The organism is Clostridium neuense (assembly GCF_045310695.1).
Classification (GTDB): domain Bacteria; phylum Bacillota; class Clostridia; order Clostridiales; family Clostridiaceae; genus Clostridium_S; species Clostridium_S neuense.
In genome coordinates this window covers 79,601-103,665 of the sequence record NZ_JBJIAA010000013.1, presented here as the reverse complement: position 1 = coordinate 103,665, position 24,065 = coordinate 79,601, and the positions used below count along the sequence as shown (strand labels likewise).

General features: G+C 31.6%; 23 protein-coding genes. 20 read left to right on the top strand and 3 right to left on the bottom strand.

The genetic code is table 11. The annotated features are described in order from the left end of the window. Nucleotides 1-168: 168 nt before the first annotated feature. Nucleotides 169-996: a MerR family transcriptional regulator gene (locus tag ACJDT4_RS15960; protein ID WP_406788573.1), complete on the bottom strand. Its 828-nt coding sequence runs from the start codon at nt 994-996 to the stop codon at nt 169-171. Between the two features lie 439 nt (nt 997-1,435). Between ACJDT4_RS15960 and ACJDT4_RS15955 the strand changes: the two genes are divergently transcribed. Together ACJDT4_RS15955 and ACJDT4_RS15950 are read left to right on the top strand one after the other, a co-directional pair. Continuing rightward, nucleotides 1,436-3,163 (top strand): ABC transporter ATP-binding protein, encoded by a 1,728-nt coding sequence (locus ACJDT4_RS15955; protein ID WP_406788572.1) that lies wholly within the window; start codon nt 1,436-1,438, stop codon nt 3,161-3,163. Then, nucleotides 3,163-4,914, top strand: a complete 1,752-nt coding sequence (locus tag ACJDT4_RS15950) for an ABC transporter ATP-binding protein (RefSeq protein ID WP_406788571.1) — start codon at nt 3,163-3,165, stop codon at nt 4,912-4,914. The genes ACJDT4_RS15955 and ACJDT4_RS15950 overlap by 1 nt, the downstream gene beginning before the upstream one ends. 24 nt (nt 4,915-4,938) lie before the next feature. Here ACJDT4_RS15950 and ACJDT4_RS15945 read toward each other — a convergent pair whose 3' ends face one another. After that, entirely contained in the window at nt 4,939-5,112 is a 174-nt protein-coding gene (locus tag ACJDT4_RS15945; protein WP_406788570.1) for a hypothetical protein, read from the bottom strand. Between the two features lie 195 nt (nt 5,113-5,307). On the opposite strand from ACJDT4_RS15945, the gene ACJDT4_RS15940 reads away from it, so the two are divergent. The 9 genes from ACJDT4_RS15940 (at nt 5,308) to ACJDT4_RS15900 (ending at nt 13,097) form a co-directional block, all read left to right on the top strand. Then, on the top strand, nt 5,308-6,708 hold the full coding sequence (locus ACJDT4_RS15940) for a tetratricopeptide repeat protein (RefSeq protein WP_406788569.1): 1,401 nt from the start codon (nt 5,308-5,310) through the stop codon (nt 6,706-6,708). 290 nt (nt 6,709-6,998) lie between these two features. Further along, nucleotides 6,999-8,174 (top strand): class I SAM-dependent methyltransferase, encoded by a 1,176-nt coding sequence (locus tag ACJDT4_RS15935; protein WP_406788568.1) that lies wholly within the window; start codon nt 6,999-7,001, stop codon nt 8,172-8,174. A gap of 230 nt (nt 8,175-8,404) precedes the next feature. Further along, on the top strand, nt 8,405-8,749 hold the full coding sequence (locus ACJDT4_RS15930; protein WP_406788567.1) for a CidA/LrgA family protein: 345 nt from the start codon (nt 8,405-8,407) through the stop codon (nt 8,747-8,749). A gap of 2 nt (nt 8,750-8,751) precedes the next feature. Then, nucleotides 8,752-9,456, top strand: a complete 705-nt coding sequence (locus ACJDT4_RS15925; RefSeq protein ID WP_406788566.1) for an LrgB family protein — start codon at nt 8,752-8,754, stop codon at nt 9,454-9,456. A gap of 20 nt (nt 9,457-9,476) precedes the next feature. Beyond that, nucleotides 9,477-10,076 carry a hypothetical protein gene (locus tag ACJDT4_RS15920; RefSeq protein WP_406788565.1) on the top strand — a complete coding sequence of 200 codons (600 nt, stop codon included), beginning with the start codon at nt 9,477-9,479 and terminating at the stop codon, nt 10,074-10,076. A 217-nt stretch (nt 10,077-10,293) separates the two neighbouring features. After that, the gene (gene tlp / locus ACJDT4_RS15915) at nt 10,294-10,521 is read left to right on the top strand and encodes a small acid-soluble spore protein Tlp (RefSeq protein ID WP_406788564.1); all 228 of its coding nucleotides are present in this window, start codon (nt 10,294-10,296) and stop codon (nt 10,519-10,521) included. A 115-nt stretch (nt 10,522-10,636) separates the two neighbouring features. Continuing rightward, nucleotides 10,637-10,897: a YkuS family protein gene (locus ACJDT4_RS15910; protein WP_406788563.1), complete on the top strand. Its 261-nt coding sequence runs from the start codon at nt 10,637-10,639 to the stop codon at nt 10,895-10,897. Nucleotides 10,898-11,239: 342 nt separating this feature from the next. Further along, nucleotides 11,240-12,397 carry an ABC transporter permease gene (locus ACJDT4_RS15905; RefSeq protein ID WP_406788562.1) on the top strand — a complete coding sequence of 386 codons (1,158 nt, stop codon included), beginning with the start codon at nt 11,240-11,242 and terminating at the stop codon, nt 12,395-12,397. Beyond that, nucleotides 12,390-13,097 carry an ABC transporter ATP-binding protein gene (locus tag ACJDT4_RS15900; RefSeq protein WP_406788561.1) on the top strand — a complete coding sequence of 236 codons (708 nt, stop codon included), beginning with the start codon at nt 12,390-12,392 and terminating at the stop codon, nt 13,095-13,097. The genes ACJDT4_RS15905 and ACJDT4_RS15900 overlap by 8 nt, the downstream gene beginning before the upstream one ends. Before the next feature lie 459 nt (nt 13,098-13,556). Here the strand turns inward: ACJDT4_RS15900 and ACJDT4_RS15895 are convergent, their stop codons facing one another. Then, nucleotides 13,557-14,186, bottom strand: coding sequence for a class I SAM-dependent methyltransferase (locus ACJDT4_RS15895; protein WP_406788560.1), 630 nt, complete (start codon nt 14,184-14,186; stop codon nt 13,557-13,559). A gap of 389 nt (nt 14,187-14,575) precedes the next feature. On the opposite strand from ACJDT4_RS15895, the gene ACJDT4_RS15890 reads away from it, so the two are divergent. The 9 genes from ACJDT4_RS15890 to ACJDT4_RS15850 all read left to right on the top strand — a co-directional run bounded on the left by ACJDT4_RS15890 (nt 14,576) and on the right by ACJDT4_RS15850 (nt 24,049). Further along, a complete protein-coding gene (locus ACJDT4_RS15890; protein WP_406788559.1) occupies nt 14,576-16,483 on the top strand; it encodes an acyl-CoA dehydrogenase family protein in 1,908 nt (635 codons plus the stop codon). A 19-nt stretch (nt 16,484-16,502) separates the two neighbouring features. After that, nucleotides 16,503-17,705 (top strand): FprA family A-type flavoprotein, encoded by a 1,203-nt coding sequence (locus tag ACJDT4_RS15885; RefSeq protein ID WP_406788558.1) that lies wholly within the window; start codon nt 16,503-16,505, stop codon nt 17,703-17,705. A 166-nt stretch (nt 17,706-17,871) separates the two neighbouring features. Continuing rightward, nucleotides 17,872-18,990 (top strand): helix-turn-helix domain-containing protein, encoded by a 1,119-nt coding sequence (locus tag ACJDT4_RS15880; protein ID WP_406788557.1) that lies wholly within the window; start codon nt 17,872-17,874, stop codon nt 18,988-18,990. Nucleotides 18,991-18,992: 2 nt separating this feature from the next. Next, on the top strand, nt 18,993-19,193 hold the full coding sequence (locus ACJDT4_RS15875) for a PLDc N-terminal domain-containing protein (RefSeq protein WP_406788556.1): 201 nt from the start codon (nt 18,993-18,995) through the stop codon (nt 19,191-19,193). Next, entirely contained in the window at nt 19,193-20,110 is a 918-nt protein-coding gene (locus ACJDT4_RS15870) for an ABC transporter ATP-binding protein (protein WP_406788555.1), read from the top strand. Before ACJDT4_RS15875 ends, ACJDT4_RS15870 begins: the two co-directional genes overlap by 1 nt. Then, a complete protein-coding gene (locus tag ACJDT4_RS15865) occupies nt 20,107-20,871 on the top strand; it encodes an ABC transporter permease (protein WP_406788554.1) in 765 nt (254 codons plus the stop codon). Before ACJDT4_RS15870 ends, ACJDT4_RS15865 begins: the two co-directional genes overlap by 4 nt. Before the next feature lie 157 nt (nt 20,872-21,028). After that, nucleotides 21,029-21,925, top strand: a complete 897-nt coding sequence (locus ACJDT4_RS15860; RefSeq protein WP_406788553.1) for a DegV family protein — start codon at nt 21,029-21,031, stop codon at nt 21,923-21,925. 16 nt (nt 21,926-21,941) lie between these two features. Next, complete coding sequence (locus ACJDT4_RS15855) at nt 21,942-22,628, top strand: response regulator transcription factor (RefSeq protein ID WP_406788552.1); 687 nt, start codon at nt 21,942-21,944, stop codon at nt 22,626-22,628. Then, a complete protein-coding gene (locus ACJDT4_RS15850; RefSeq protein ID WP_406788551.1) occupies nt 22,625-24,049 on the top strand; it encodes a HAMP domain-containing sensor histidine kinase in 1,425 nt (474 codons plus the stop codon). The genes ACJDT4_RS15855 and ACJDT4_RS15850 overlap by 4 nt, the downstream gene beginning before the upstream one ends. Nucleotides 24,050-24,065: the final 16 nt, after the last annotated feature.

The following is a 24,065-nucleotide window of genomic DNA, read 5'->3' as shown; positions in this document are numbered from 1 at the left end:
CTCTCAGATAAATCTTTAATTATAACTAATGATGATTAGCTTTGCTAAGCTAGAAAAATAGGCGATTTTTAAAAATTGGCGTCAACCTTCACTGTCCTCTGTACTCTAAGTTCAATATTGATTTTTTAGGATCAATTTAGAAGCTAAAATTTTAAAGTTTCAAGTTGCCTATCTACAGATTGCTTTATTTTCACAAGTTTCTATCATAATTTTCGTGATATAGTTATTTAGTTCTTTCTCAGCAATATCAGAAACAAGATATTCCTCAAAAGAATACTCACCTAAAGTTATGTTATTTTTGTCTGCATAATTTAACATCTTGGTATATATTTCATAGGTATCTTCATATCTTCCTTTAAAATATCCACATAAGTATACTCCGGGCTTACGGATTACAGTTTTGCCTTTGATAAAAGAATTTGATCTTATGTATAAGTAAGATAGCGTAAAAAATTTTTTATTTTGCAGATTTTTTACCGATAGAATACTGCCTATGGATTCTTGAATTGTGATTCCTAAGCTTTTAGAAAATTTGGTATATTCCTGCATAAAGCTAGCAAAACTCTTGCCAGAAGTATTTTCTATATTATCTGATCTCAAAATAATTTCTTTAGGAAGAGCTTTTAGACATATAGTATCATCACTATTTAAAGCTTCTGTTGTAGAACGCTTCATGGTTTCAATGGTCTTTTGTAGATCTTGAAACCATTTGATTTTTTCAGCTACTTCAACACTTTTTTCTTCCAGTAGCTTTAAAAGTAGAGATGGATTTCGATTTTCAAGATATATTTTTATATCATTTAAAGACATTCCTAGCATTTTTAAATTTATTATTACGTAAAATGTAAAATACTGATCGTATGAATAATAGCGGTAACCGTTTTCTTTTGTTATTGCAGGTTTAAATAGGTTAATGCTGTCATAGTGAAACAAAACATGTTTTTCAACATTACACATTTTAGCAAATTCTCCTGTAGTGAAATATTTCTCATGCATTTTATCATCTCCCCTTGACTATAAGGTAACATTATAGTTTATGATAGTACATGCCGGCGGTTAAAGCAAGTATCTATAGATAAACAAGCTGAAAGCTTAAAATAGCTAATGTTAAAACTTTACAAGTAATATTTTGGACACTTTAATCAGTTGACAATGGACAGAGGACAATTGACAGTTAAGGATGATTTACATTTCATTTCTCTCATGTAAATCTTAGAACTTATTAGTATCAGATGCGCTGAATATTATACTTTAAGTCATGCCCGAGCATTAAGTTTAAGATTTTTCAAAGCGATAGCGGAAAAAAATCGTCCTTCACTGTCCTCTGTCAATTGTACTCTGTATTCTAAGTCAAATCCTAGTTTTCTAGAATAAACTTGGAATTTCAAGCTTTCAAGTTTCACGTTGTTTATCTATAACAAAAGAGAGGTTGGATATGAGATTAATTTTACGCTATTTAAAGAAGTATAAACTATATGTGCTTTTAAACATTTTAGGAGTGTTTGGGTTTGCAGCAGCAGAGCTTGGAATTCCTACTATTGTTTCTAATATGATAGACAAGGGCATTGCACTTAATAATAAAAATTATATTTATAAGCTGGGCGTTCTTATTTTGATAGTAGCTGTTATTGGTGGCATTGGAAACATTGTATTAGCATATTGCAGTTCAAAGGTAAGCACGTCAATTACAAGGGATATAAGAAATGATATATTTAAAAAGGCTCAGGAATTTTCGCATACCGAGTACAATAAGTTTGGTGTATCGAGTATGATAACTAGAACCACTAATGATGCTTTTATCTTGATGCAGTTTATTAATGTAATATTTAGGACGGCATTATTGACACCAATTATGATTTTAATCAGTATGTTTATGGTAATAAATACAAGCTTAACCTTATCAATGATCATTGGAGGATGTATTCCGGTTATTTGCTTTGGAGTATACTTAATTGCTAGAACCAGTGACCCAATAAGTGCCAGACAGCAGAAAGGTATGGATAGGCTAAATAGAATTTTAAGAGAAAATTTAACTGGAGTTAGAGTTATACGTGCATTTCGAAAGGATAAGTACGAAGCTAAAAGATTTTCTAAAGCAAATGAAGAATATGCCTGTAATGCAAAAAAGCTATTTAAGCTTATGTCTGTTTCTCAGCCGGCATTTTTTATGCTTTTAAATATTGCAGTTATAATTGTATTTATTTTATCCAGTAAAATGATAAATAATGGAACGCTGCAGGTTGGAAAGTTAGTGGCTTTTCAGGAATACATGTTTCATGCTATGTTTTCTATTATGCTATTTTCAATTGTATTTGTAATGTATCCTCGTGCAGAAACAAGTGCTAAGCGTATTGAAGAAATATTAAATGAAGAGCCAAGCATTAAAAATTCGAAAAATGCAGTTATGAGTGGAGATGGAAGTGGAACTTTAGAATTTAATCATGTTACCTTCAAGTATCCAGATGGCGAAGTGCCTGTATTAAATGACATAAGCTTTAAGGCTAAGAAAGGTGATGTAGTTGCTTTCATTGGAAGTACGGGGAGTGGTAAAAGTACGTTAATTAACCTAATACCTAGAATGTATGATATCAGCGAAGGAAGCATTAAAATAGATGGAGTAGATGTTAGAGAATATGATTTAGCATCTCTTCGCAAAAAAATTGGCTTTATTCCACAAAAAGCTGTGCTGTTTTCTGGGAGTATAAGTGAAAATGTACGTTATGGAAAGCATGATGCCGTGCAGCCAGAAGTAGAGCACAGCAGCAAAATTGCAGAGGCTTATGAATTTATAACAGATAAAAAGGATAAATTTGAGGAAAAGTTAGAAGAAGGCGGAAGAAACTTATCTGGAGGACAAAAACAAAGGCTGAGTATTGCAAGGGCAATTATAAGAAAGCCGGATATCTATATATTTGACGATTCATTTTCTGCTTTGGATTTCAAAACGGATGCAAAACTTCGAAGGAGTCTAAAAAGTGAAATTTGTGATTCTATAACTTTAATTGTAGCTCAGAGGGTATCTTCAATTATGAATGCTGATAAAATTATTGTATTAAACGAAGGAAATGTAGTTGGCATTGGAACTCATAATGAACTCTTAAAAAGCTGTGATATTTATTATGAAATAGCAGCTAGTCAGATGTCAAAGGAGGAGCTTGAATAATGAAAAAGAAGGGTAACGGTATAAAATGTTTAATACCATATCTTGAAAAATATAAAATGAAAATTATTATAGCAGTATTATTAATTATTGTATCTGCCTTTTTTGTAGCATTAAGCCCTACCTTTGAAGGTATGATAACAACGCAGCTATTTTCTGATGTTACAGCAAAGAGGACGGTTAATTTTACAAAAATAAATCAAATTATAATAACTTTAATCTTCATATATGCAGGGGGGGCTTTAAGCAATTGTGCTTATCAATTTTTGCTTACAGATGCCATACAGGGTGCTATGGTGGATTTGAGAAAGGAAGTACATGGAAAAATCTCAAGGCTTCCAATTTCATACTTTGATAAGAATTCACTTGGAGATATTTTGAGCCGTGCGGCTAATGATGTGGATACTATTTCAAATGCGCTTCAGCAGAGCTTTGCTCAAATTTTAAATGCTGCTTTAGGCCTCAGTCTTGCAATATTTATGATGTTTAAGATTCAAAGTCGTATGGCTGTAATTTCATTAGTCATTATAGCAGTTTCCCTTATTATATCTAAAGTAATTACAAAAAGGTCGCAACCGTTGTTTCAAAAGCAGCAGGATGCACTTGGTAGATTAAATGGTATTGTAGAGGAAAAATTTACAGGGTTTAATGAAATTAAATTGTTTGGAAAACAGGAAGCTGCAATAAAGGAATTTACAAATGCTAATGGAGAACTGTGTGAAAGTGGATTTAAAGCTCAATTTATAAGTGGTCTAATGAATCCCCTGGTTGCCTTTGTAACCTATATTGGAATTGGTATTGTAGTTATCTGGGGTGCGTTTTATGCAATTGCTGGAGTAATTACGGTAGGACAGCTTCAGGCGTTTGTTCGTTACATCTGGCAGGTAAATCAGCCGATGTCTCAAATAACACAATTGGCTGGAGCTATTCAATCGTCTATAGCAGCAGTGCATAGAGTATTTTCGTTTTTAAATGAGGAAGAAGAAATAGAAGGATTGGAAGTAGTAAAAGAGCAAAAGAATATTTGTGGAAATGTATCCTTTGAAAATGTAGAATTTTCTTATACAAAGGATAAAGCTTTAATTCATGATTTGAATTTTAAAGTAAAAAGTGGACAGATGGTTGCAATAGTTGGACCTACTGGTGTTGGAAAAACTACATTAATTAATTTGCTTATGAGATTTTATGATGTTACTGGCGGCTGCATTAAAATAGATGGTGTAGATATTAAAAAAATGAAAAGAGATGACCTTAGAGCAAAATTTGGAATGGTTCTTCAGGATACCTGGCTTTTTAATGGCACTATTAAAGAAAATATAGCCTATGGAAAAGAAAATGCCAGTGAAGAAGAAATTATTCAGGCGGCAAAGGTGGCAAATGTTCACCATTTTATTACTACGCTTCCTGGTGGCTACAATATGATATTGAACGAAGAAGCAAGCAACATTTCGGAGGGAGAAAAGCAGCTTTTAACAATAGCTCGTTCTGTTCTTTGTGATCCACCTATTCTTATTTTAGATGAAGCTACAAGCTCCGTAGATACAAGGCTTGAACAAAAGCTTCAGAATGCTATGAAAAATATTATGAAGGGAAGAACTTCTTTTGTGATTGCTCATAGATTATCTACAATTAAAAATGCAGATTTGATTTTAGTAATGAGTAATGGAAACATTGTGGAACAGGGAACTCATGAAGAACTATTAGCAAAGGGAGGGGATTATGAGCAGCTTTATAATGCACAATTTGCTAGATAAAATTAATTTGGTGCTGCAATTTCCTTATTTTTTTAAATCTTCCCTAACCCTTTTCTCTGATGCGTTTTCTTCTGGTACACTGTTTAATCCTAAATTTATAGAACCATAAGCGAGCATGGTATTTAATTCGCGCATCTCTTCATCGGGTTCTTTTGGAGATTTTGTTAATCTTCTATCTAAATTTATATTCTTAGGCATGGTAGCATCACTCCAGACAATTTGTTTTTATAAAAGTAATTTGCCCAACCGGCTCATAAAAATACAAAGAATTATTTGGAACTGTAAAAATAAAGGTTTATGTGGTATACTCTTTGATGGGTTTATCTTATAGGGATTATTATAGCTTTTAGGACTTAGAGGAATTGTTAAAAAATATAAATAATAGGTGATGTTGTGAAAAATTATTATGAAATATTAGAAGTAAATTCCGATGTTTCTCAAAGTGAGATAAAAAAAGCGTATTTCCAAATGATTAGAAAATATCCTCGTGATAAGTATGAGAAAAAGTTTATGGATATTAGAGAAGCATACGAGAATTTGGGCGATGAAGGGACACGCAGTCAGTATGATAGCATAGATAGTTTGCCAGACTTTATAAAAAATAGCTATTGTGCTGCAGTTGAGTTTATTGAAGAAGAAAAATTCTCCTCTGCAATAAGAAAACTTGAAGACATTCTTAAACATGATTATAAGCTTTATATATTTAAAGCATTACTTGCAGAGACGTACTTAAAAAATAATAACAGCGGAAAAGCAATTAAGCTTTATGAAGAACTTTGTGAAGAAATCCCTCAAAATTTTGCTTTCCCACGGGGGCTTGCACATGCATATTCTTTGAGAGGCTGGAACAAAAAAGCTATAAAAGAATATAAAAAAGCCATAGAACTTGATAAAAATAATATTGCGTTATGGTTTGACTTAAGTAAGGTTTACATAGGAACTAAGGATTACTTGGGGGCAAAGGAAACTTTGGATACTGCACTGCAAATATTTAAAGATCCGAGTGACAGCCTATCAATATACTTATCTTTAATAATGCTTCATATAAACTTTGATATGAAGGATAAAGTTAAAGATTATTTAGATATATTAGATAAATTAGCTAAAGATAATGAAGACATGAAAGCTAGTATTGCCCGTAGTTTGACACAGATAGCTTCATATTTATTTAATATGGATGAAGATATAGAGGCTCATAATATAGTAGAAAAAGCTGCTGAAATTTTACCAGAAAACAAGAAAATTTCCAAAATTAAAAATGAAATAGAAGTGATAAGCGAATACGAAGAAGATTTAAATAAATTGGACAATGACAACAATATAGAAGAGGGAATAAAAGCTGTTATTTCTATGGCTGTTATTGCTGATAATGAATTTGCTGGAAAAGATAAAGAAGCAATAGAATATGCCTATGAATATGAAGTAATGGAGTATTTTTCAAAATATAAAGCTTCTATTAAAAGACTAGAAAAAGAATACCCTAATTTATATGAAATTAAATTGGATTTTTTTACTAAAGTTAGAAATGCTGACAGTAGGAAAAAACTAAGAAAAGAATATGAAGAGAAGTATGATAAGTATAGCTATATATTAGATAAAGTTAATGATTTTTATATAAACAGTCAAAGTGACTTTTATGACGGTTTTCAATTTGAAGATGATGACGAATATGGATATGATGACATTGAAGTGCAAAAACCTTTTGTAAGGGAAGAAATTAAAATTGGTAGAAATGATCCTTGTCCATGTGGCAGCGGAAAAAAATATAAGAAATGTTGTGGGAAAAACTTATAAGAAAATTATAAAATAATGTATAGGTTGAAAAAATAGTAGTAGTTCTCATTTTATGAGGTTGTGTTTAATATAAGTAATATTTTTAGCTTAATTAAATACAACCTTATATTAATTATTAAGCATTAGGAATTATATAAGAGTAAATAATTAAGTAAACGATAGAATTATAGCAAAAATGGTCATAATTGATAATGGATTAGTTGAATTGATAGAAAATATATGATATGCTATCACTTAGCGGTCAGACCAGCAAACCAGTATTGTGAGATTTTAATAGGGAGATGACAGTCATGATTATTGACAAGATATTTTATAAAACATTGTTTAAAAATTTATTTTCAGATACTTTTGAATTAAAGCTGTGGGATGGAAGTTCAGAAGTTTACGGGAAGGGAGAAGTTAAATTTAAAATAATATTTAATGAACCTATTCCTAAATCTGATATTATTAAGGATCCTTCTTTAACCTTTGGAGAAGCCTATATGACTAAGAAAATACATATTGAAGGAAGTGTTCAAAAGGTTATAGAATCTTTATACAACAATCAAGAAAGTTTTTTGCGTAATGGTGATAAATATGCAGGATTACTAAAAATGGCTACTAATAACATAAAAAATAGTAGGGAAAATATTGAGTTTCATTATGATATAGGAAATGATTTTTATAAGTTGTGGTTAGATGATACTATGACATATTCCTGTGGTTACTTTAAATCTAAAGATGATTCTTTAACTGCGGCACAAAAAAATAAAGTTCAGCATATTCTAAAAAAGCTAGATTTGAAGGAAGGAGAAACTTTACTTGATATAGGCTGTGGTTGGGGTGAACTTATTATTTCGGCAGCAAAACAGTATAAGGTTAAGGCAATGGGTATAACCTTAAGCTCTGAACAGTTAAATAAAGTTAAAGAAAGAATAAAAAATGAAGGCTTAGAGGATTTGGTTGAAGTTAGACTTGCGGATTATAGAGAATTAAGGAATGTGAAATTTGATAAGATAGTAAGTGTTGGTATGCTTGAACATGTAGGGAAGGATCATCTTAAAGAGTATTTTGACGCTTTAGATAAATTATTAAATGACAAGGGCGTATCTTTACTTCACTGTATAACTGGTGTAAAAACTGGAGGAACTAATACGTGGATAAATAAATATATTTTCCCAGGGGGGTATGTTCCAGCAATCGCAGAACTCATTAGTTGTATGGCAGAAAAAAGCTTTAATATAATCGATGTGGAAAATTTAAGACTCCATTATGGAAGAACTTTAGAGCACTGGGCAGAAAATTTTGAAAATGCACTACCAGAAATAAGAAAAACTAAGGATGAGACTTTTATAAGAATGTGGAGGTTATATTTAAATTCTTGTGCAGCATCTTTTAACTGTGGTAATATAACTATTCATCAATTTCTCTTTAATAAAGGCGTAAATAACAATCTAGAGTGGACTAGAGATTATATGTATAAATAGGAAGTAATATTGAGTACTAAATAAATTCCTCCTTCTTACTTACTATACAACTCTGGTGCACAACCAATTCTAACGATTAATTTTGCAGGTATAAATGGTAATCAGAATTATGGGATTAGATCTGAGCCTATAAAGAATATATTAAGTGAACTAATAAGAAACATGTATTATATCAGTATGCAGGGTCAGATCAATATACCAATGATTAAATTTATAAAAGAGGTGATTTTTTGAAGTATTTAAAGCAACTAATGATTATTTTAGGGGCATATTTTTTAGGAGTAATTTTAGAGCTAGTCTTTAAATTACCTATACCAGGTACGGTTATCGGATTAATATTACTTTTTTTAGCTCTATATTTTAAAATAATAAAAATTGAAATGATAGAGGATATATGTGAAATCTTAATATCATTTATGTCATTTCTATTTGTTCCGGCTGGCGTTGGATTAATGACATCTTTTAATATGCTTAAAGGTAAGGTTATTGCATTTTCTGTTATCATTTTCATTTCTACTATTGTTGTTTGGGTCGTAACTGCTTATGTTGTTAAATTTTTACGAAAGGTGTGCTAAAGATGAAGGGAATAGTGACTTCACCGATATTTGGAGTTTTAATATCTATAATTGCCTATGAAATAGGTGCTTTAATTAAACAAAAATTTAGGTTATCAATTTTTAATCCACTACTTATTGCAATAATAATTTTAATTTTATTTTTGATGAAATTTAATATTGAATATAGTGACTACAACAATGGGGGACAAGTGGTTTCTTTCTTTTTGGCTCCTGCAACTGTGGCTTTAGCATTACCGTTATATAAGAAGTTTTCTTTATTTAAAAAAAATGCAGTACCTATTATAGCAGGTATCTTGTGTGGTACTGTTTCTGGAATTGTGTGTGTGATTGCACTTTCGAAGTTATTTGGTCTTTCAAGTGAGCTTACAAAATCGCTGGTACCTAAATCTATAACAACACCTATAGGAATGGCGCTAGCAAAGCAATTAGGGGGCATACCATCAATAGCTGTTGTAGCTATTATAATTACTGGAATATTTGGTTCTATTATTGGGCCATTCTTGTATAAAATATTAAAAATAAATGATAAGGTTGCCATGGGAATTGCTATGGGCAGTGCATCACATGCTGTTGGAACGGCTAAAGCTTTAGAAATAGGAGAAGCTGAAGGGGCAATGAGCGGTCTAACCATCGCTATTTCAGGAATTATAACAGTAATTATAGCACCATTATTGTGGAATTTATTTTCATCATTTTTTAAGTAAATAATTGTGGAGGTATTAGCGTGACTGATAATAAAAATAATTCTAAAAAAAGCGTGCGCACATTTAATAAGTTATTTGCTTCAATTGATAATTTATTAGTTGAAGAAAAAGAACAAAGACTAAAGTTAAAGCTTGGAAAAGAGATAAAAAACAGTATATTTACCAATGAAATTATAAAAAAAATTAATGAAGATGATATTTCTGATTTTGTTGATGGAGAAGATAACAGGATAACGGCACTTTTTTCTAGTATATTCCCTATATTTATTAAAAATGGTAACATTATTTTTAGACTGTATAAGCATAAAATTGAAGTAGATTTATCTGATGAAATGAAAGATAGATATATTTACATATTTTCTGATGGGCGATTAACTTCTGGACTATTTCAATGTTTTAGCATCAGTGACCATGAATATGTGTATGGAATAAAAAAGATAATTGATGCTATTCCACTTTTTAAAAATGCTATTTTAAGAACACTGGAAGACTTTGAGAAAAACATCAATACACATAATACTAAAATAGAAAAGTCAAAAAACAGGGAGCAGCTGGCAGAAAAAAATTATAATGAATTGATTGATTATTTAAAAGCAAACTGTTCTGAAACCTTAAACTAAAGTACAGATTACAATTGTCAACTGATTAGATTATAAAAAATATAGTTTGGTAAGTATTTATTTTAATATTATTAATGGAAAAAGCTCCTTAATCCTGGCGTTGCAGCGGGCATAGGAGCTATAATTTTAAAGTGAATTTATAAGTAGAATAATCCTTATATTTCTTGAACATAATAAACATTGAAAAAAATAATTTAACTAAGGGAGATGTTTATTTATGAAAGTAAATCCAGATGATAGAAGAGATAATGTGGATAGAATTCAAGAAAATATAGATAATACTATTGAAAATATTCATAAGGCAAATGAAATGATTGAAAAGGTGGATGGTGAAAAAAACAGGGATGACTTAAAGGCAAAAAATAGGAGAAGAGAAGAAGCACTTGGTCAATTTAGAGCAGAAATCAAAGATGAGGCTTCAGATAAAAAAAGAGGCTACGAGTAAATTTATGTTTAAAAGTACTAGTTATAGTGACGAGAGTTTTATCATTTGCTATGGTTTAAATAATTATGTATATCGCTGCCTGACAGTGGGAAAAATAAAAATGAGGTGATAACATATGAAAAAGATTGGTGTAGAAGAGGGATTATCCAATATTGCCAGCTATCTAAAAGATGAAGGATATTCAGTAGAAACCTTAGGTGCAGATCTTAAAAGCAATGTTTGTAAGTGCAAAGGGTTAGATGTAATTGTAACATCAGATCTTAATACAAACATGATGGGTTTTAGCAATACTTCAACAGAGATTCCTGTTATTAATGCCAGTGGATTAACTGGAGAAGAAGTAAAGAGCATGATTCAGCAGAAAACAACTAAATAAGGATAAACCATCTTGAAGCTTGAAATTTATTTGTACCAAAATGTTATCTTCTTGGTGCTATGGTGCACATGAATTTTAATAGTTGAGATGATATATCTATAATTGTAATAAAATCCTTAAGCATAAAATGTGCTTGGGGATTTTTGCTTTTTATAAAATTTTGTTTTACGATAAAATTAATGGTACAAAACTAAAAGTAATAAGTTATTATGTATTTTTAAAATTCCTGTATATATTTTTGTAAAACATATTGAATTATTTTGAAACCTAGTATACTATAAGTAATATATACTAATTAATAACTATTATTTTATAATATACATTATAAGGGAGGGGATGAAATTGAAATTATCATTTAAAATAGCACTAAGATTTTTGAAATCAACAAAAGGACAAACAATACTCATAGCTATGGGAATAGCTGTAGGAGTATCAGTACAGATATTTATAGGCTCATTAATTCAAGGACTTCAGAAAAGCCTTGTAAATAAAACAATAGGTAGTTCTTCTCAAATTACAGTAAGCTCAAATTCTTCTGATAAGCTTATAAGTGGCTATGAGGATATAGTTAATAAAATTAAAGCGTCTGATGATAGAATAAAAAATGTTTCTGCAGTTTCTGACAATCCAGCTCTTATAAAATCCGATGATAAAATTTATTCTGTTTTAGTCAGAGGAATGAATCTTAAGCAGTTTGATGGAATTTATAAGTTAAAAAGTAGTATATATGAAGGGAAGGCTCCGAGTAATAATTTTGATGTTATAGTAGGCAAGGATTTAAAGAAAGAACTTAATTTAAAATTAGATGATAGTATAGAGCTCATAACAAATTCTGGACAAATAAAAAAGCTAAAGGTAGTAGGTTTTTATGATCTAAAGACATCTAATATAAATAAAAGTTGGCTAATTACAAATATAAAAACTGCAAGTAATATATTTTCTACAGGAGACAAAATTACAGATATAGAAATGCAGGTTTCTGATGTATTTAAGGCTGATGAAATAGCTTCAATAATTTCAAAAAAGATTGACAAAAATTTAAAAGTTGATAATTGGAAAGATCAAAATGCTTCTCTTTTAAGTGGATTAAGTGGACAGAATGCTTCTAGTATAATGATTCAGTTTTTTGTAATGATTTCTGTGGTATTAGGTATAGCTAGTGTTTTAGTTGTAACTGTGATTCAAAAGTCAAGGCAAATAGGAATACTGAAGGCTATGGGAATTAAGAATAGGCAGGCAAGCTATATATTTTTATTTGAAGGGCTATTGCTAGGAATTATAGGTGGAGTAATAGGAGTGACTTTTGGATTAGGATTAAGCTATATGTTTAGCAAATTTGCACTAAACCCAGATGGAACACCGCTAGTTGAACTTTATATTGATTATAAATTTATAGCTTTATCTTTTCTAATTGCTATATTATCTGCGGTTGCAGCTGCTTTGATTCCAGCAAAACGCTCATCTAAATTAAATCCAATAGAGGTGATTAGAAATGCATAGTATAGTTAGATTAAATAATATAACTAAAACTTATGGTACTTTGGTAAAAACTCAAGTTTTAAAAGGAATAAATCTTTCTTTTGAAGAGGGAACTTTTAATTCAATAATAGGAGCATCTGGAAGTGGTAAAAGCACTTTGCTAAATATAATGGGAACCTTGGATAAGCCTACACAAGGAGAAATTTATATAGATGGAATAAGAACAGATACTATGAGAAAAAATGAACTGGCGGAACTTAGAAATAAGACTATAGGATTTATATTTCAGTTTCATTATTTGCTTTCTGAATTTACCGCCATTGAAAATGTTCTAATGCCATATATGATTGGAAATTCAAAGCCTTCAAAAGAAATTAAAAAAAGAGCTAATGAACTTTTAGAGCTGGTTGGTCTTGCACAGGTTAAAAACAATTTTGCAAACAATATGTCTGGCGGCCAGCAGCAGAGGACAGCAATTGCAAGAGCTCTTATGAACAATCCTAAACTTATATTAGCTGATGAGCCTACTGGCAATTTAGATTCTGAATCAACGGAAAATATATATAATCTATTAAGAAATATCAATAAAGAAATGAAAACTACCTTTGTTATAATTACCCATGATAATAGAATTGCCGAAAAGGCAGATAGAGTTTTAGAAATTAAAGATGGAAAAATAGCTAAAGATTTTTTAAACGAAAAATTAAATTCTTCTTTATAAGATTTATTAGCTTTAATTTAAATCATCTCTTCAATATTGTTACTTCGCTACCCCGGAAATACAAGGTGACTTTTTCTCCGTTTCTCTACAAAAAACTCTCTATAAACATGGTTAATCAATAGAATTTAATAATCATATTATAATATTATAAAAATTTAATTGCTTACAAAGATTCAAGCCTAAAATTCCGGAGGTACGGAGGGATTTTTTCCTTGCACCACTGTGGGAGCGAAGTAACAATGCTGAAGGAACAATTTAAAAAAATTCTAATAAATCTTGCCTCAAAAATCATAAAATACTTAGAGTTTTAAATATGTTTGAGCTTTTTTTTAGCGAGTAAACATGCACGAGGTTTGGGCTTTGCCCATTATCCTTCTATACCTTAAGCAAGCACTCACTTAGAATCGCCACTTAGATTTATAGAATTTTTTTAATGTGACGAAGCATTGTTACTTCGCATTATTTTTCACATATGCAGCATAACCAATTTTTTTCTTCAACCAAATCTATAGTTATGTTACTAAAACCAGCATCTTTTAGTAATCCTTCTAGTTCGCCAGGAGTATATAAATTCATGTTTGATATAGAAACGAGTTCATCATTTCTTTTTTTGAATCTTTCACTGGAATACATTTCACATATCGCCATGAACTTTCCAAGGGGCTTTAGTGTTCTTCTTACTTCCTTAAAACTTTCAGATATATTAGGCCAGAAGTAAATAGTTTCTACTGCGGTTACAATATCAAATTTATTATCTTCAAATGGCAGTTTTTCTACGCTTCCATGAAGAATTTCAACTTTATTATTTTGTATAAAGTCTTTATTGTAATCTTTTGACCATTTCACGCAATCTAGTGAATAGTCTATTCCAAAAACCTTGCCATCATTTGCTATAGAGGCCAGCCTATTTACTGTTCTGCCTCCGCCGCAGCCTATATCTAATATGATGTCGTTATCTTTAATATGTGCTTTTTTTAGTCCCCAACTGGTTAATTCAAAATGTCTTTCATTCATGTCGTCAACTATAACTTTACCTAATTCTCCAGTTGGTTTTTTACATTGATTTAATCTTTTAGCAAGTTCACTCATAAATTCACCTTCCTACATAAATGACAATAATAATCACTATCATTATATTATATAACCTTTTTAATCATATCGCAATTATTATTTTTTGCATTAACACATTAATTAATAAAAGAGAATAGTGGAAGAGTAGGATATTTTATTATAATGTGTTAGGTTTTGGTTTGTATTGGGCATTAAAGTATTTTAAGCTTCAGCTTAAAAAGTTGATTTGTAATTTTTATAAATATAGAATAGTTTTTAATATTAATTATTATTTATATTGAAAACTATACCAATTAGGTATATAATAAAATCATACGGTTTGAATATACTTTTTAGGAATATATTTTATTATATGGTTAATATATGAAGATATTCATAAGACCGTGTTAATAAGAGGAGGGGTGGTTATGTTTTTTAAAACTACAGAGCAGCACGAAAATTTAAGAGCAAAAATTAGAAAGTTTGCTGAGGAAGAAGTTAAACCTATTGCATTTATGCTTGACCAGGAAAATAAATTTCCAAAAGAAGTAGTTCAGAAGCTAAAAGATTTGGAAATGATGGGACTTCCATATTCAAAAGAGTATGGTGGAGCAGGTCTTGATGTAATAAGCTATGCAATTGCTGTTGAAGAATTATCAAGAGTAGATGGTGGTACTGGTGTAATTCTTTCTGCTCATACATCTCTAGGAACATATCCAATTGCTGCTTATGGAACAGAGGAACAAAAACAAAAATACTTAGTTCCACTAGCAAAAGGAGAAAAGCTTGGTGCATTTGGACTTACAGAAGAAAATGCAGGAAGTGATTCTAGCGCTACAGAAACAACAGCTGTTTTAGATGGCGATTACTATATTTTAAATGGTGAAAAAATATTTATAACAAATGGCGGCGAGGCTGATATTTACGTTGTTTTCGCTGTTACAACACCTGATATTGGCACTCACGGTATAAGTGCTTTCATTGTTGAGAAAGGCTGGGAAGGTTTTAGTTTTGGTAAGCATTATGACAAAATGGGAATTCGATCTTCTGCTACTGCCGAATTGATTTTTAACAATGTTAAAGTACCTAAAGAAAATTTGCTTGGCAAAGAGGGAGAAGGCTTTAAAATTGCTATGTCTACCTTGGATGGTGGACGTATTGGTATTGCAGCGCAGGCGCTTGGAATAGCTGAGGGAGCTTATGAAAATGCACTTGAATATTCAAAGGAAAGAGTTCAATTTGGTAAGCCAATATGTCAGCAGCAGGTTATAGCTTTTAAGTTAGCTGATATGGCAACTAAACTTAGAGCAGCCAGATTACTTGTTTATAGTGCAGCAGAATTAAAAGGAAATCATGAACCATATACTGTAGAAGCTGCTATGGCAAAACAATATGCTTCAGATGTTTGTCTTGAAATTGTAAACGATTCTCTGCAAATATTTGGTGGAAGTGGCTATCTTAAAGGGATGGAAGTCGAACGCGCTTATAGAGATGCGAAGATTTGTACAATTTACGAAGGAACTAATGAAATTCAGCGTGTGGTTATTGCTGCTCACATAATCGGTAAAATGCCAAAGAGCGAAAGTGGAGGAAGGGTCCATAAGCAAGGGCCTGCTACAGGGTATCGTAAGAAAGTTATTTTTAAGGATGGAAGTTCCTCTGAAAAAGTAGCTGCACTGGTAGAAGCGCTTAAAAAAGATGGTTATGATTTTACTGTAGGAATTCCTATAGATACTCCTATTAGTAAAGCTGAAAGAGTGGTTAGTGCAGGTTTAGGCATAGGAGAGAAAGAAAACATGAAACTTATAGAAGATTTAGCAGTTCAGGCTGGTGCAGCTGTAGGTTCTTCACGTCCTGTGGCTGAAACACTTAAGTATGTGCCACTTAATCGCTATGTCGGTATGTCAGGTCAAAAATTTAATGGAAATTTGTACATTGCCTGCGGTATTTCGGGTGCAGGTCAACATTTAAAGGGTATAAAGGATGCAACAACAATTGTAGCTATAAATAATGATCCGAATGCTAAGATTTTTAAAAACTCAGATTATGGAATTATTGGTGATTTAAAAGAAATACTTCCACTTTTAACAGCGGCATTAGATAATGGACAGCCAAAGAAGGAGGCTCCTCCAATGAAAAAAATGAAGAGAACAGTTCCAAAGAAGGTCGTTCCAACATGGAAACACTATGTTTGCAATGGCTGCGGTTATGAATATGATCCTGGGATAGGTGATCCAGAAGGAGAAATAGCTCCAGGTACTCTGTTTGAAAAATTACCAGAAGAATGGACCTGCCCTGCTTGTGGAGAAGAAAAAGATATGTTTATAGAAGTATAATAATAAAGGAGGATTAGTTATGTATTGTGTTAGAAAAGTAACTGAAGATCTTTATTGGGTTGGTGGAAATGATCATCGCCTTGCTCTTTTTGAAAATATTCATCCTATTCCAAGAGGTGTTTCTTATAACTCGTATGTGCTTTTAGATGAAAAAGCAGTACTTTTTGATACAGTTGATTGGTCAATTTGCCGTCAATTTACCTCAAATATTGAAGCTGTTTTAAAGGGCAGAAAGCTTGACTATATAGTAATAAATCATGTTGAACCTGATCATGCGGCTTGCATTGAGGAAATTGCTCTTCGTTATCCAGAAGCAAAAATTATATGTACAGAAAAGGCAGTTATGTTTATGCATCAATTTGGTTTTCATATTGATGATAAGGTAATAAAGGTTAAAGAAGGAGACACAATGTCTTTTGGAAAGCATGTGGTTGCTTTTGTTTCTGCCCCAATGGTACACTGGCCGGAAGCTATGGTTACCTATGATACTACAAATGGTGTTCTATTTTCAGCGGATGCTTTTGGATCTTTTGGAGCTTTGGATGGTAAATTATTTAATGATGAGGTGAATTTTGACCGTGACTGGCTTGATGATGCTAGAAGGTATTACACAAATATTGTAGGTAAGTATGGACCACATGTTCAAGCACTGCTGAAAAAAGCAGGCACACTGGATATAAAATTTATTTGTCCGCTGCATGGCCTGGTATGGCGTAATGATTTTGGATATTTATTAGATAAATATAACAAGTGGAGCAGCTATGAACCAGAAGAAAAAGGTGTAATGATTGTTTATGCAACAATGTACGGAAATACAGAGGCGGCAGCAACAGATTTGGCAACTAGGCTGGTTAAAAAGGGAATGACAAATGTATCTATGTATGATGTTTCAAAAACTCATGTATCGTACTTAATTTCAGAAACCTTTAAATACAGTCATGTAGTTCTTGCATCTGTGACTTATAACCTAAAAATATATCCACCTATGCTTAATTATATAATGGATATGAAAGCTTTAAACCTTCAAAAACGTACCTTTGCATTTATAGAAAATGGTTCATGGGCCCCTCAAGCCTCTAAGCTTATGCGAGAGCTTTTAGATGAAATGAAGGAAATGACTGTTTTAGATAGTGAAGCTACAGTAAGTTCAGCTATGAAGGAAGATGATGCTTCATCAATGGACAATATTGTAGATGCTATTATTACTTCCATGAATAAGTAAGCTAAATGTAATTTAAAGTTTGAGTATTTGTTTCTTATTAGTTGACTTTTTTAACTTAAATCAACCACAAATCTATTGAGTGGTTGATTTTTTTTGCATACAATATAGCTATACCAATTCAACTATGGAAATTTACAATGGTGTATATATATAAGGAGGAGATCCTATGAAAGAAATAAATTTGGCAAAGGTACTTGTAAGTAAAAGAAGAGAAAAGGGAATAACCCAAGAAGAGATTGCAAATTATATTGGTGTTTCAAAGGCTTCGGTTTCAAAATGGGAAACGGGTTTAAGTTATCCTGATATTGTTTTTTTGCCGCAGCTTGCAGCGTACTTTAACATTAGTGTTGATGAATTAATTGGATATGAACCGCAAATGACAAAAGAAGATATAAATAAGCTTTATCATAAACTAGCTGCAGATTTTGCAGAGAAACCCTTTGATGAAGTTATAAAACACTGTCGCGAAATTATAAAAAAATACTATTCATGTTTTCCACTGCTCCTTCAAATGGGAATTCTTTTACTCAATCATAGTTTGCTTTTAAAGGATGGAGAGAGTCAAAAAGCTTTATTACAGGAAGCAAAGGAGCTTTTTGTAAGGGTAAAGCTCGAAAGCGAAGATGTAGAATTATCTAGGCAGGCACTCAATATAGAAGCTGTATGTTGCCTATATACTAATGATCCAAAAGGTGCACTCCAATTACTGGAGGATTCAAATAATAGGGTAATGATACCTAATGAAACCATAGTAGCAATGGCATATCAAATGATTGGTAAAAATGAGGATGCTAAAAAAACTTTGCAGATTAGTATGTATCAATATACATTGAGCTTAATTGATGCCTTTGAGCTTTACAGTACTTTTTATATTAATGATAAAGAGAAATATGAAGAAATATTTCGAAGGGTGTTTGCAATTATAGAAGCTTTTAATATGGAAAAACTTCATCCAACATTTTTATTAAAGGTTTATATATATGCAGCTCAGGGTTATGCAAGTTTAGGAGAGCAGGATAAGGCTCTGGATATACTAAATAAATATACGGAAATTTCAATAGGTGATATTTATCCAATTAAACTCCATGGAGATGATTTCTTTGATTTATTAGATGATTGGCTTTTGCAGCTTGATCTAGGAGTAAAACCTGTAACTGACGAAAAAACTATAAAACAAAACATGCTTAATTCTGTAATAGGTAATCCAAATTTTGCAGTGCTTAAGGATAATTCGCGTTTTAAAAGTATAGTAGAAAAGTTAAGAAATAATTGTGAGGAGGCATAAATATGAGCAATCTTTCCGAATATTTACCTTTTATAATTCCACTTGTTATTATAGAAATTGCTTTGGCAGTTGCAGCTCTTATTCATGTATTAAAACATCCCAATTATCGTTTTGGAAATAAAGTAATGTGGATAATAGTAGTGCTGATTTTTGAATTTATAGGTCCTATTGTTTATTTTACAATAGGTAGAGGTGATGAATAATGAATGTTTTAGAGGTAAGTGGACTTTACAAAAGCTTCGGAAGTAATACAGTAATTAATGGTTTAGATTTACAAGTTCCAGAACATTCAGTATTTGGTTTTATGGGGCAAAATGGAGCTGGAAAGACTACTACTATGAAGATGGTACTTGGACTCTTAAAGCCTAACGGTGGAAACATTTATGTGTGCGGTGAAAAGGTAAACTATGGTGAAACGAAAACTAATCGCAATGTAGGTTATCTTCCAGATGTTCCTGAATTTTATGGATATATGAAACCTACAGAGTACCTTAAGCTTTGCGGCGAGATTACTGGACTTACAAAAAATCAAATAAAGGAAAGAAGCGAAAAACTTCTTTCCTTAGTTGGAATTTCAAATGTAAATAGAAGAATTGGAGGCTTTTCCCGAGGTATGAAGCAAAGGCTTGGAATTGCGCAGGCACTTTTAAATGAACCAAAACTATTAATTTGCGATGAGCCTACTTCGGCACTTGATCCAATTGGTAGGAAGGAAATTCTTGATATTTTGCTCTCTGTAAAAGGAAAAACTACAGTAATATTTTCAACGCATATTCTTTCTGATGTTGAGCGTATTTGTGATCATGTTGCTATTTTAAATAAAGGAAAAATTGTACTTTCAGGAACGCTTTCGGAGATAAAAGAGCAGTATAGAAGAGATTCTTTTGTTATAGATTTCATGAGTGAAAAAGATGCGGTTTGTTTTTATGAGTGTGAAGAATTAAAGGCTTTAAAAGTGCAGCTAAAAAGAGCTGGAGCTGAGGTTATAGCTAAAGCTTCAGATATAAAAAATGGTGGGCAGTTTTTAATTGATTTATTATCAGAAAAGCAAATAACTCCAGTTAAATTTGAAATGCTGGAGCCAACACTGGAAAGCTTGTTTATGGAGGTAGTAAAGTGAGGAATTATATTGCATTTTTTAAAAAAGAACTTCTTGAAAGTGTTAGGACATACAAGTTTTTTATCATTATAGCTGTTTTCTTTGCTTTTGGAATGATGAGTCCTCTTGCAGCAAAATTAATGCCAAAGCTTATTTCTTATGCTAATCAAGATGGAATGAAGATAACTATGCCAGAGCCCACTGCAATTGATGCCTGGAAACAATTTTTTAAGAATATTTCTGGTATGGGGTTAATTGTTGCTGCATTAATATTTAGTGGTGTTTTAGCAAATGAGTTGTCTAAAGGGACGTTAATTAATATGCTTACGAAGGGTTTAAATAGAAGTACAGTTATATTATCAAAATTCACCGCTATGATAATTATTTGGACGACAAGTTATGCGTTAGCCTTTGCAATGACTTTCATATATACAGCATACTTGTTTAAAAACCATGAAATGCATAATTTGTTGCTTTCAGTATTTTGCTTATGGCTATTTGGAGTGCTTTTATCGGCAATAATTTTATTAGGAGGGTCTCTTGTAAAAAGTAGTTACGGATGCCTTTTTATAACAGGTGCAGCTATTGCAATTTTAATGCTTCTTAATGTATTTCCTAAGCTTCAAAAATATAATCCTTTTTCTCTTTCTTCTAATAATGTAGCGTTACTAACTAATTCTGTAAAGGTATCGGAATTATATTATCCAATCTTTATTTCAAGTGTTTTAATATTAGCTTGTATTATAGGAGCTATTTCAATATTTAATAAGAAGCAAATTTAGATATTGATAACTATGCTTTTAGTGTATTTTTCGTTGAATTCACAGTTTGGGTCAAACAAATGTGAACAAATGTTAAGTTTGTAGAATTTACTTTGTATATCAAATATAATTAAGACGAATGATAGTAGTAGGTTTTATGAAAGGAATGTTATATTTAATGGATAGCAAAATACAAAGTAATAATTTAAAAAATAAAAATTATGGGTTCGCAATTTTGGTTGATTCCTGCTGTGATGTGCCAGAGGAGTATTTAGAAAAATATCCAATTTACGTATTGCCACTTAGAATAAATTATAAAGGACAGTCTTATAGAGATAGAATTGATATTTCACCAGAAGAAATATATGAAAAGTTAAGCGTAGAAATTCCAACTACTTCTCTGCCGGAATATGCAGATGCAAAAGAAGTGTTTAATAATATAATTGAGGATGGGTATGATAAAATTATATCCATTAGTATTTCAAGTAATTTAAGTGGAACTTTTAATCTTGTTAGATTAGTTAGTGATGAATTTAAAGAAAAAGGGATTAAGACATACTTATTTGACACGAAAAATATAGCTATTGCAAGCGGTATGTATGCAATATCAGTGGCAAATCATTTAGAAGAAGGAAAGGATTACGAAGAGACAATACAGTTGCTTGAGGCAGAGTATGGTAATTCAAAAGTTTTCTTTTGTGTTGAAACTCTAGAATATTTAAGAAAAGGCGGCAGAATTGGGCGTGTGGCTTCTATGCTTGGATCGGCACTTGGCATAAAGCCAATTATTACCTGTGATAAAGATGGCATATATTGTATTGCTGGAAAGGAACGTGGTTCTAAAAGGTGTATTAACAAGGCGGTTGCACTGGTAAAGGAATTTGCAAGTAGGGGGAAAAAAGCAGAGATTGCAATTATGTGCAGTGGAAATAGAATAGAATTACCAGATATTAAAGATAAACTGGAAGAATTAATTCCTGATTGTATAGTAAAAATAATGGGACAAATAAGTCCAGTGTTAGGTGTACATGTTGGTCCCGGATTAATAGGAATTGCAGTATTTGTAACTGAGTAGGATTGGAGAAATTAAAATGGCAAGTATTCTTATATGCGATGATGATATAGCAGTTCATACATCTCTTGGTATATATTTAGAAGCAGATAATTTTTTATATACAAGTGTATATGATGGAAAAGAATCCTTAGAAAAAGCCTTGAAGGGTAAATTTGATTTAGTTATTTTAGACATTATGATGCCTGGTTTATCAGGAATTGAAGTATGCAAAGAAATACGAAAAGTATCTAAAATTCCAATTATTATGCTAACAGCTAAGGGAGAAGAAATTGATATTCTTTTAGGGCTTGAACTTGGAGCTGATGATTATATTGTAAAACCTTTTAACCCAAGAGAAGTGGTTGCAAGGGTAAAAACTGTACTTAGAAGATTAGAAGATATAAATGTTAAAAAGTTGGCATCCATTGTTAGGTTTCGGGAGCTTGAAGTAAATGCCTCAACCTACAAATTACTTTTAAATAATGTTTCAATTGATGCAACCCCAAAGGAAATTGAAATATTATTTATGCTAATATCAAATCCAGGTGTTGCACTTTCAAGAGATGAGATATTGGACAAAGTATGGGGTGCAGATTATACTTATGTAGACAGAAGAACAATAGATACTCACATTAACAGAATTCGCTCACACTTACCTATGGATTATGCAGAACGCATACAGTCCGTTTATGGTGTAGGATATAAATTTGAGGATGGAATATGAAGAAAAGAGAAAAGTATTTAAATATAAGTAGTTCCTTTGTTAAAATTATTTTTTTTGTAATGATAATATTTATACTAGCATCAATAGGATTAACCATTACACTGTATAGCTTTTATGGAAGTTACATAGAAGATAGGGTAAAGGTCACTAATAAAATAATATTTGGAGTAAACACAGGAATACTTTGCTCTATGCTCATTACTTTAGTAGTGGTATGCCCAATTGTATTATATGCATCTAGAAAGATGGCTAGTCCACTGGTAGAAATGAAGAAAGTTGCAATTGCTATGTCGGAGGGGGATTTTTCAGTTAGGGCAAAAGATAATTATAGCGGAGAAATGGGCCAGCTGGCAGTTACACTAAATCAAATGGCAGCAGAATTATCCAAAACAATTAGTTCACTTACAATTGAGGGAGACCTACTAAAGCAGATACTTAATTCTATGAGTGATGGACTATTGGGATTTGATTTAGCTCAGCAAGTTAATTTGAAGAATACAACTTTTGAAAAAATGTTTGGAAATCAAAGTAAGCTGGAAGAATTAGAAGATGATTTATATGAAATAATGCGTACAATATCTTTGGCGGCGGTTGAAAATGAAAAAACAGAAATAACTACATGCTCCTTTAAAGAAAAGAGTATTTTGATTTCAGGTTCACCAATACGTTCTGAAGATAACGGTATTGTAGGTACAGTACTGCTTTTTCGTGATGTTACGGAAGCTGTAAGACTTGAACAGACTAGAAAGGATTATGTGGCTAATGTTTCCCATGAGCTAAGATCACCTCTTACAGCTGTTAAAGGGCTGATTATTCCACTTAAAGAAGGAATGGTTAAAGATGATGAAAAGAGAAAGCATTTTTACGAAATTATTTATAATGAAGTTGAAAGATTAAATAGACTCGTAAATGATTTGTTTGAATTATCGAGATTGCAGTCAAGGAATACGCCTTTTGACATGCAGATTGTCGATGTTTCAAATATACTTTATGATGAGCAGGACAAGTTTGAAATTTTAGTGCAAGAAAAGAATATGAGGCTAGTTGTAAAGAAAAGTGAAAAGCCAATATACGCAAAAGGAAATATTGATCGTATTGGTCAAGTAATTACTATTTTAATAGACAATGCTTTAAAATTTGCTAAGGAAAATAGTACGATTACACTGTCAGCGAAATATGAAAATGCAAGGGCTGTAGTATCTATACATAATACAGGATCAATAATTAATGAGGAAGATTTAGCATTGATATTTGATCGCTTTTATAAAGTAGATAAATCCCATAAAGAAGAAGGGGCAGGCCTTGGTTTATCTATAGCGAGAGAAGTAATTGCAAGGATGAATGGGAATATTAGTGTAAAGAGTGATGGAAAAAATGAAACTTGCTTTAGTTTTGATTTAGAAGGCGTTAACTTAACTTAAGAATTCCTTTTACATT

Excerpts from the sequence above, each read along its gene's own strand:
- ACJDT4_RS15860 (WP_406788553.1), top strand. The coding sequence starts at position 21,029 with ATGGATAGCAAAATACAAAGTAATAATTTAAAAAATAAAAATTATGGG.
- ACJDT4_RS15955 (WP_406788572.1), top strand. The coding sequence starts at position 1,436 with ATGAGATTAATTTTACGCTATTTAAAGAAGTATAAACTATATGTGCTT.
- ACJDT4_RS15945 (WP_406788570.1), bottom strand. The coding sequence starts at position 5,112 with ATGCCTAAGAATATAAATTTAGATAGAAGATTAACAAAATCTCCAAAA.
- ACJDT4_RS15900 (WP_406788561.1), top strand. The coding sequence starts at position 12,390 with ATGCATAGTATAGTTAGATTAAATAATATAACTAAAACTTATGGTACT.
- ACJDT4_RS15890 (WP_406788559.1), top strand. The coding sequence starts at position 14,576 with ATGTTTTTTAAAACTACAGAGCAGCACGAAAATTTAAGAGCAAAAATT.
- ACJDT4_RS15855 (WP_406788552.1), top strand. The coding sequence starts at position 21,942 with ATGGCAAGTATTCTTATATGCGATGATGATATAGCAGTTCATACATCT.
- ACJDT4_RS15935 (WP_406788568.1), top strand. The coding sequence starts at position 6,999 with ATGATTATTGACAAGATATTTTATAAAACATTGTTTAAAAATTTATTT.
- tlp (WP_406788564.1), top strand. The coding sequence starts at position 10,294 with ATGAAAGTAAATCCAGATGATAGAAGAGATAATGTGGATAGAATTCAA.
- ACJDT4_RS15960 (WP_406788573.1), bottom strand. The coding sequence starts at position 996 with ATGCATGAGAAATATTTCACTACAGGAGAATTTGCTAAAATGTGTAAT.
- ACJDT4_RS15885 (WP_406788558.1), top strand. The coding sequence starts at position 16,503 with ATGTATTGTGTTAGAAAAGTAACTGAAGATCTTTATTGGGTTGGTGGA.
- ACJDT4_RS15910 (WP_406788563.1), top strand. The coding sequence starts at position 10,637 with ATGAAAAAGATTGGTGTAGAAGAGGGATTATCCAATATTGCCAGCTAT.
- ACJDT4_RS15850 (WP_406788551.1), top strand. The coding sequence starts at position 22,625 with ATGAAGAAAAGAGAAAAGTATTTAAATATAAGTAGTTCCTTTGTTAAA.
- ACJDT4_RS15950 (WP_406788571.1), top strand. The coding sequence starts at position 3,163 with ATGAAAAAGAAGGGTAACGGTATAAAATGTTTAATACCATATCTTGAA.
- ACJDT4_RS15925 (WP_406788566.1), top strand. The coding sequence starts at position 8,752 with ATGAAGGGAATAGTGACTTCACCGATATTTGGAGTTTTAATATCTATA.
- ACJDT4_RS15895 (WP_406788560.1), bottom strand. The coding sequence starts at position 14,186 with ATGAGTGAACTTGCTAAAAGATTAAATCAATGTAAAAAACCAACTGGA.
- ACJDT4_RS15870 (WP_406788555.1), top strand. The coding sequence starts at position 19,193 with ATGAATGTTTTAGAGGTAAGTGGACTTTACAAAAGCTTCGGAAGTAAT.
- ACJDT4_RS15880 (WP_406788557.1), top strand. The coding sequence starts at position 17,872 with ATGAAAGAAATAAATTTGGCAAAGGTACTTGTAAGTAAAAGAAGAGAA.
- ACJDT4_RS15875 (WP_406788556.1), top strand. The coding sequence starts at position 18,993 with ATGAGCAATCTTTCCGAATATTTACCTTTTATAATTCCACTTGTTATT.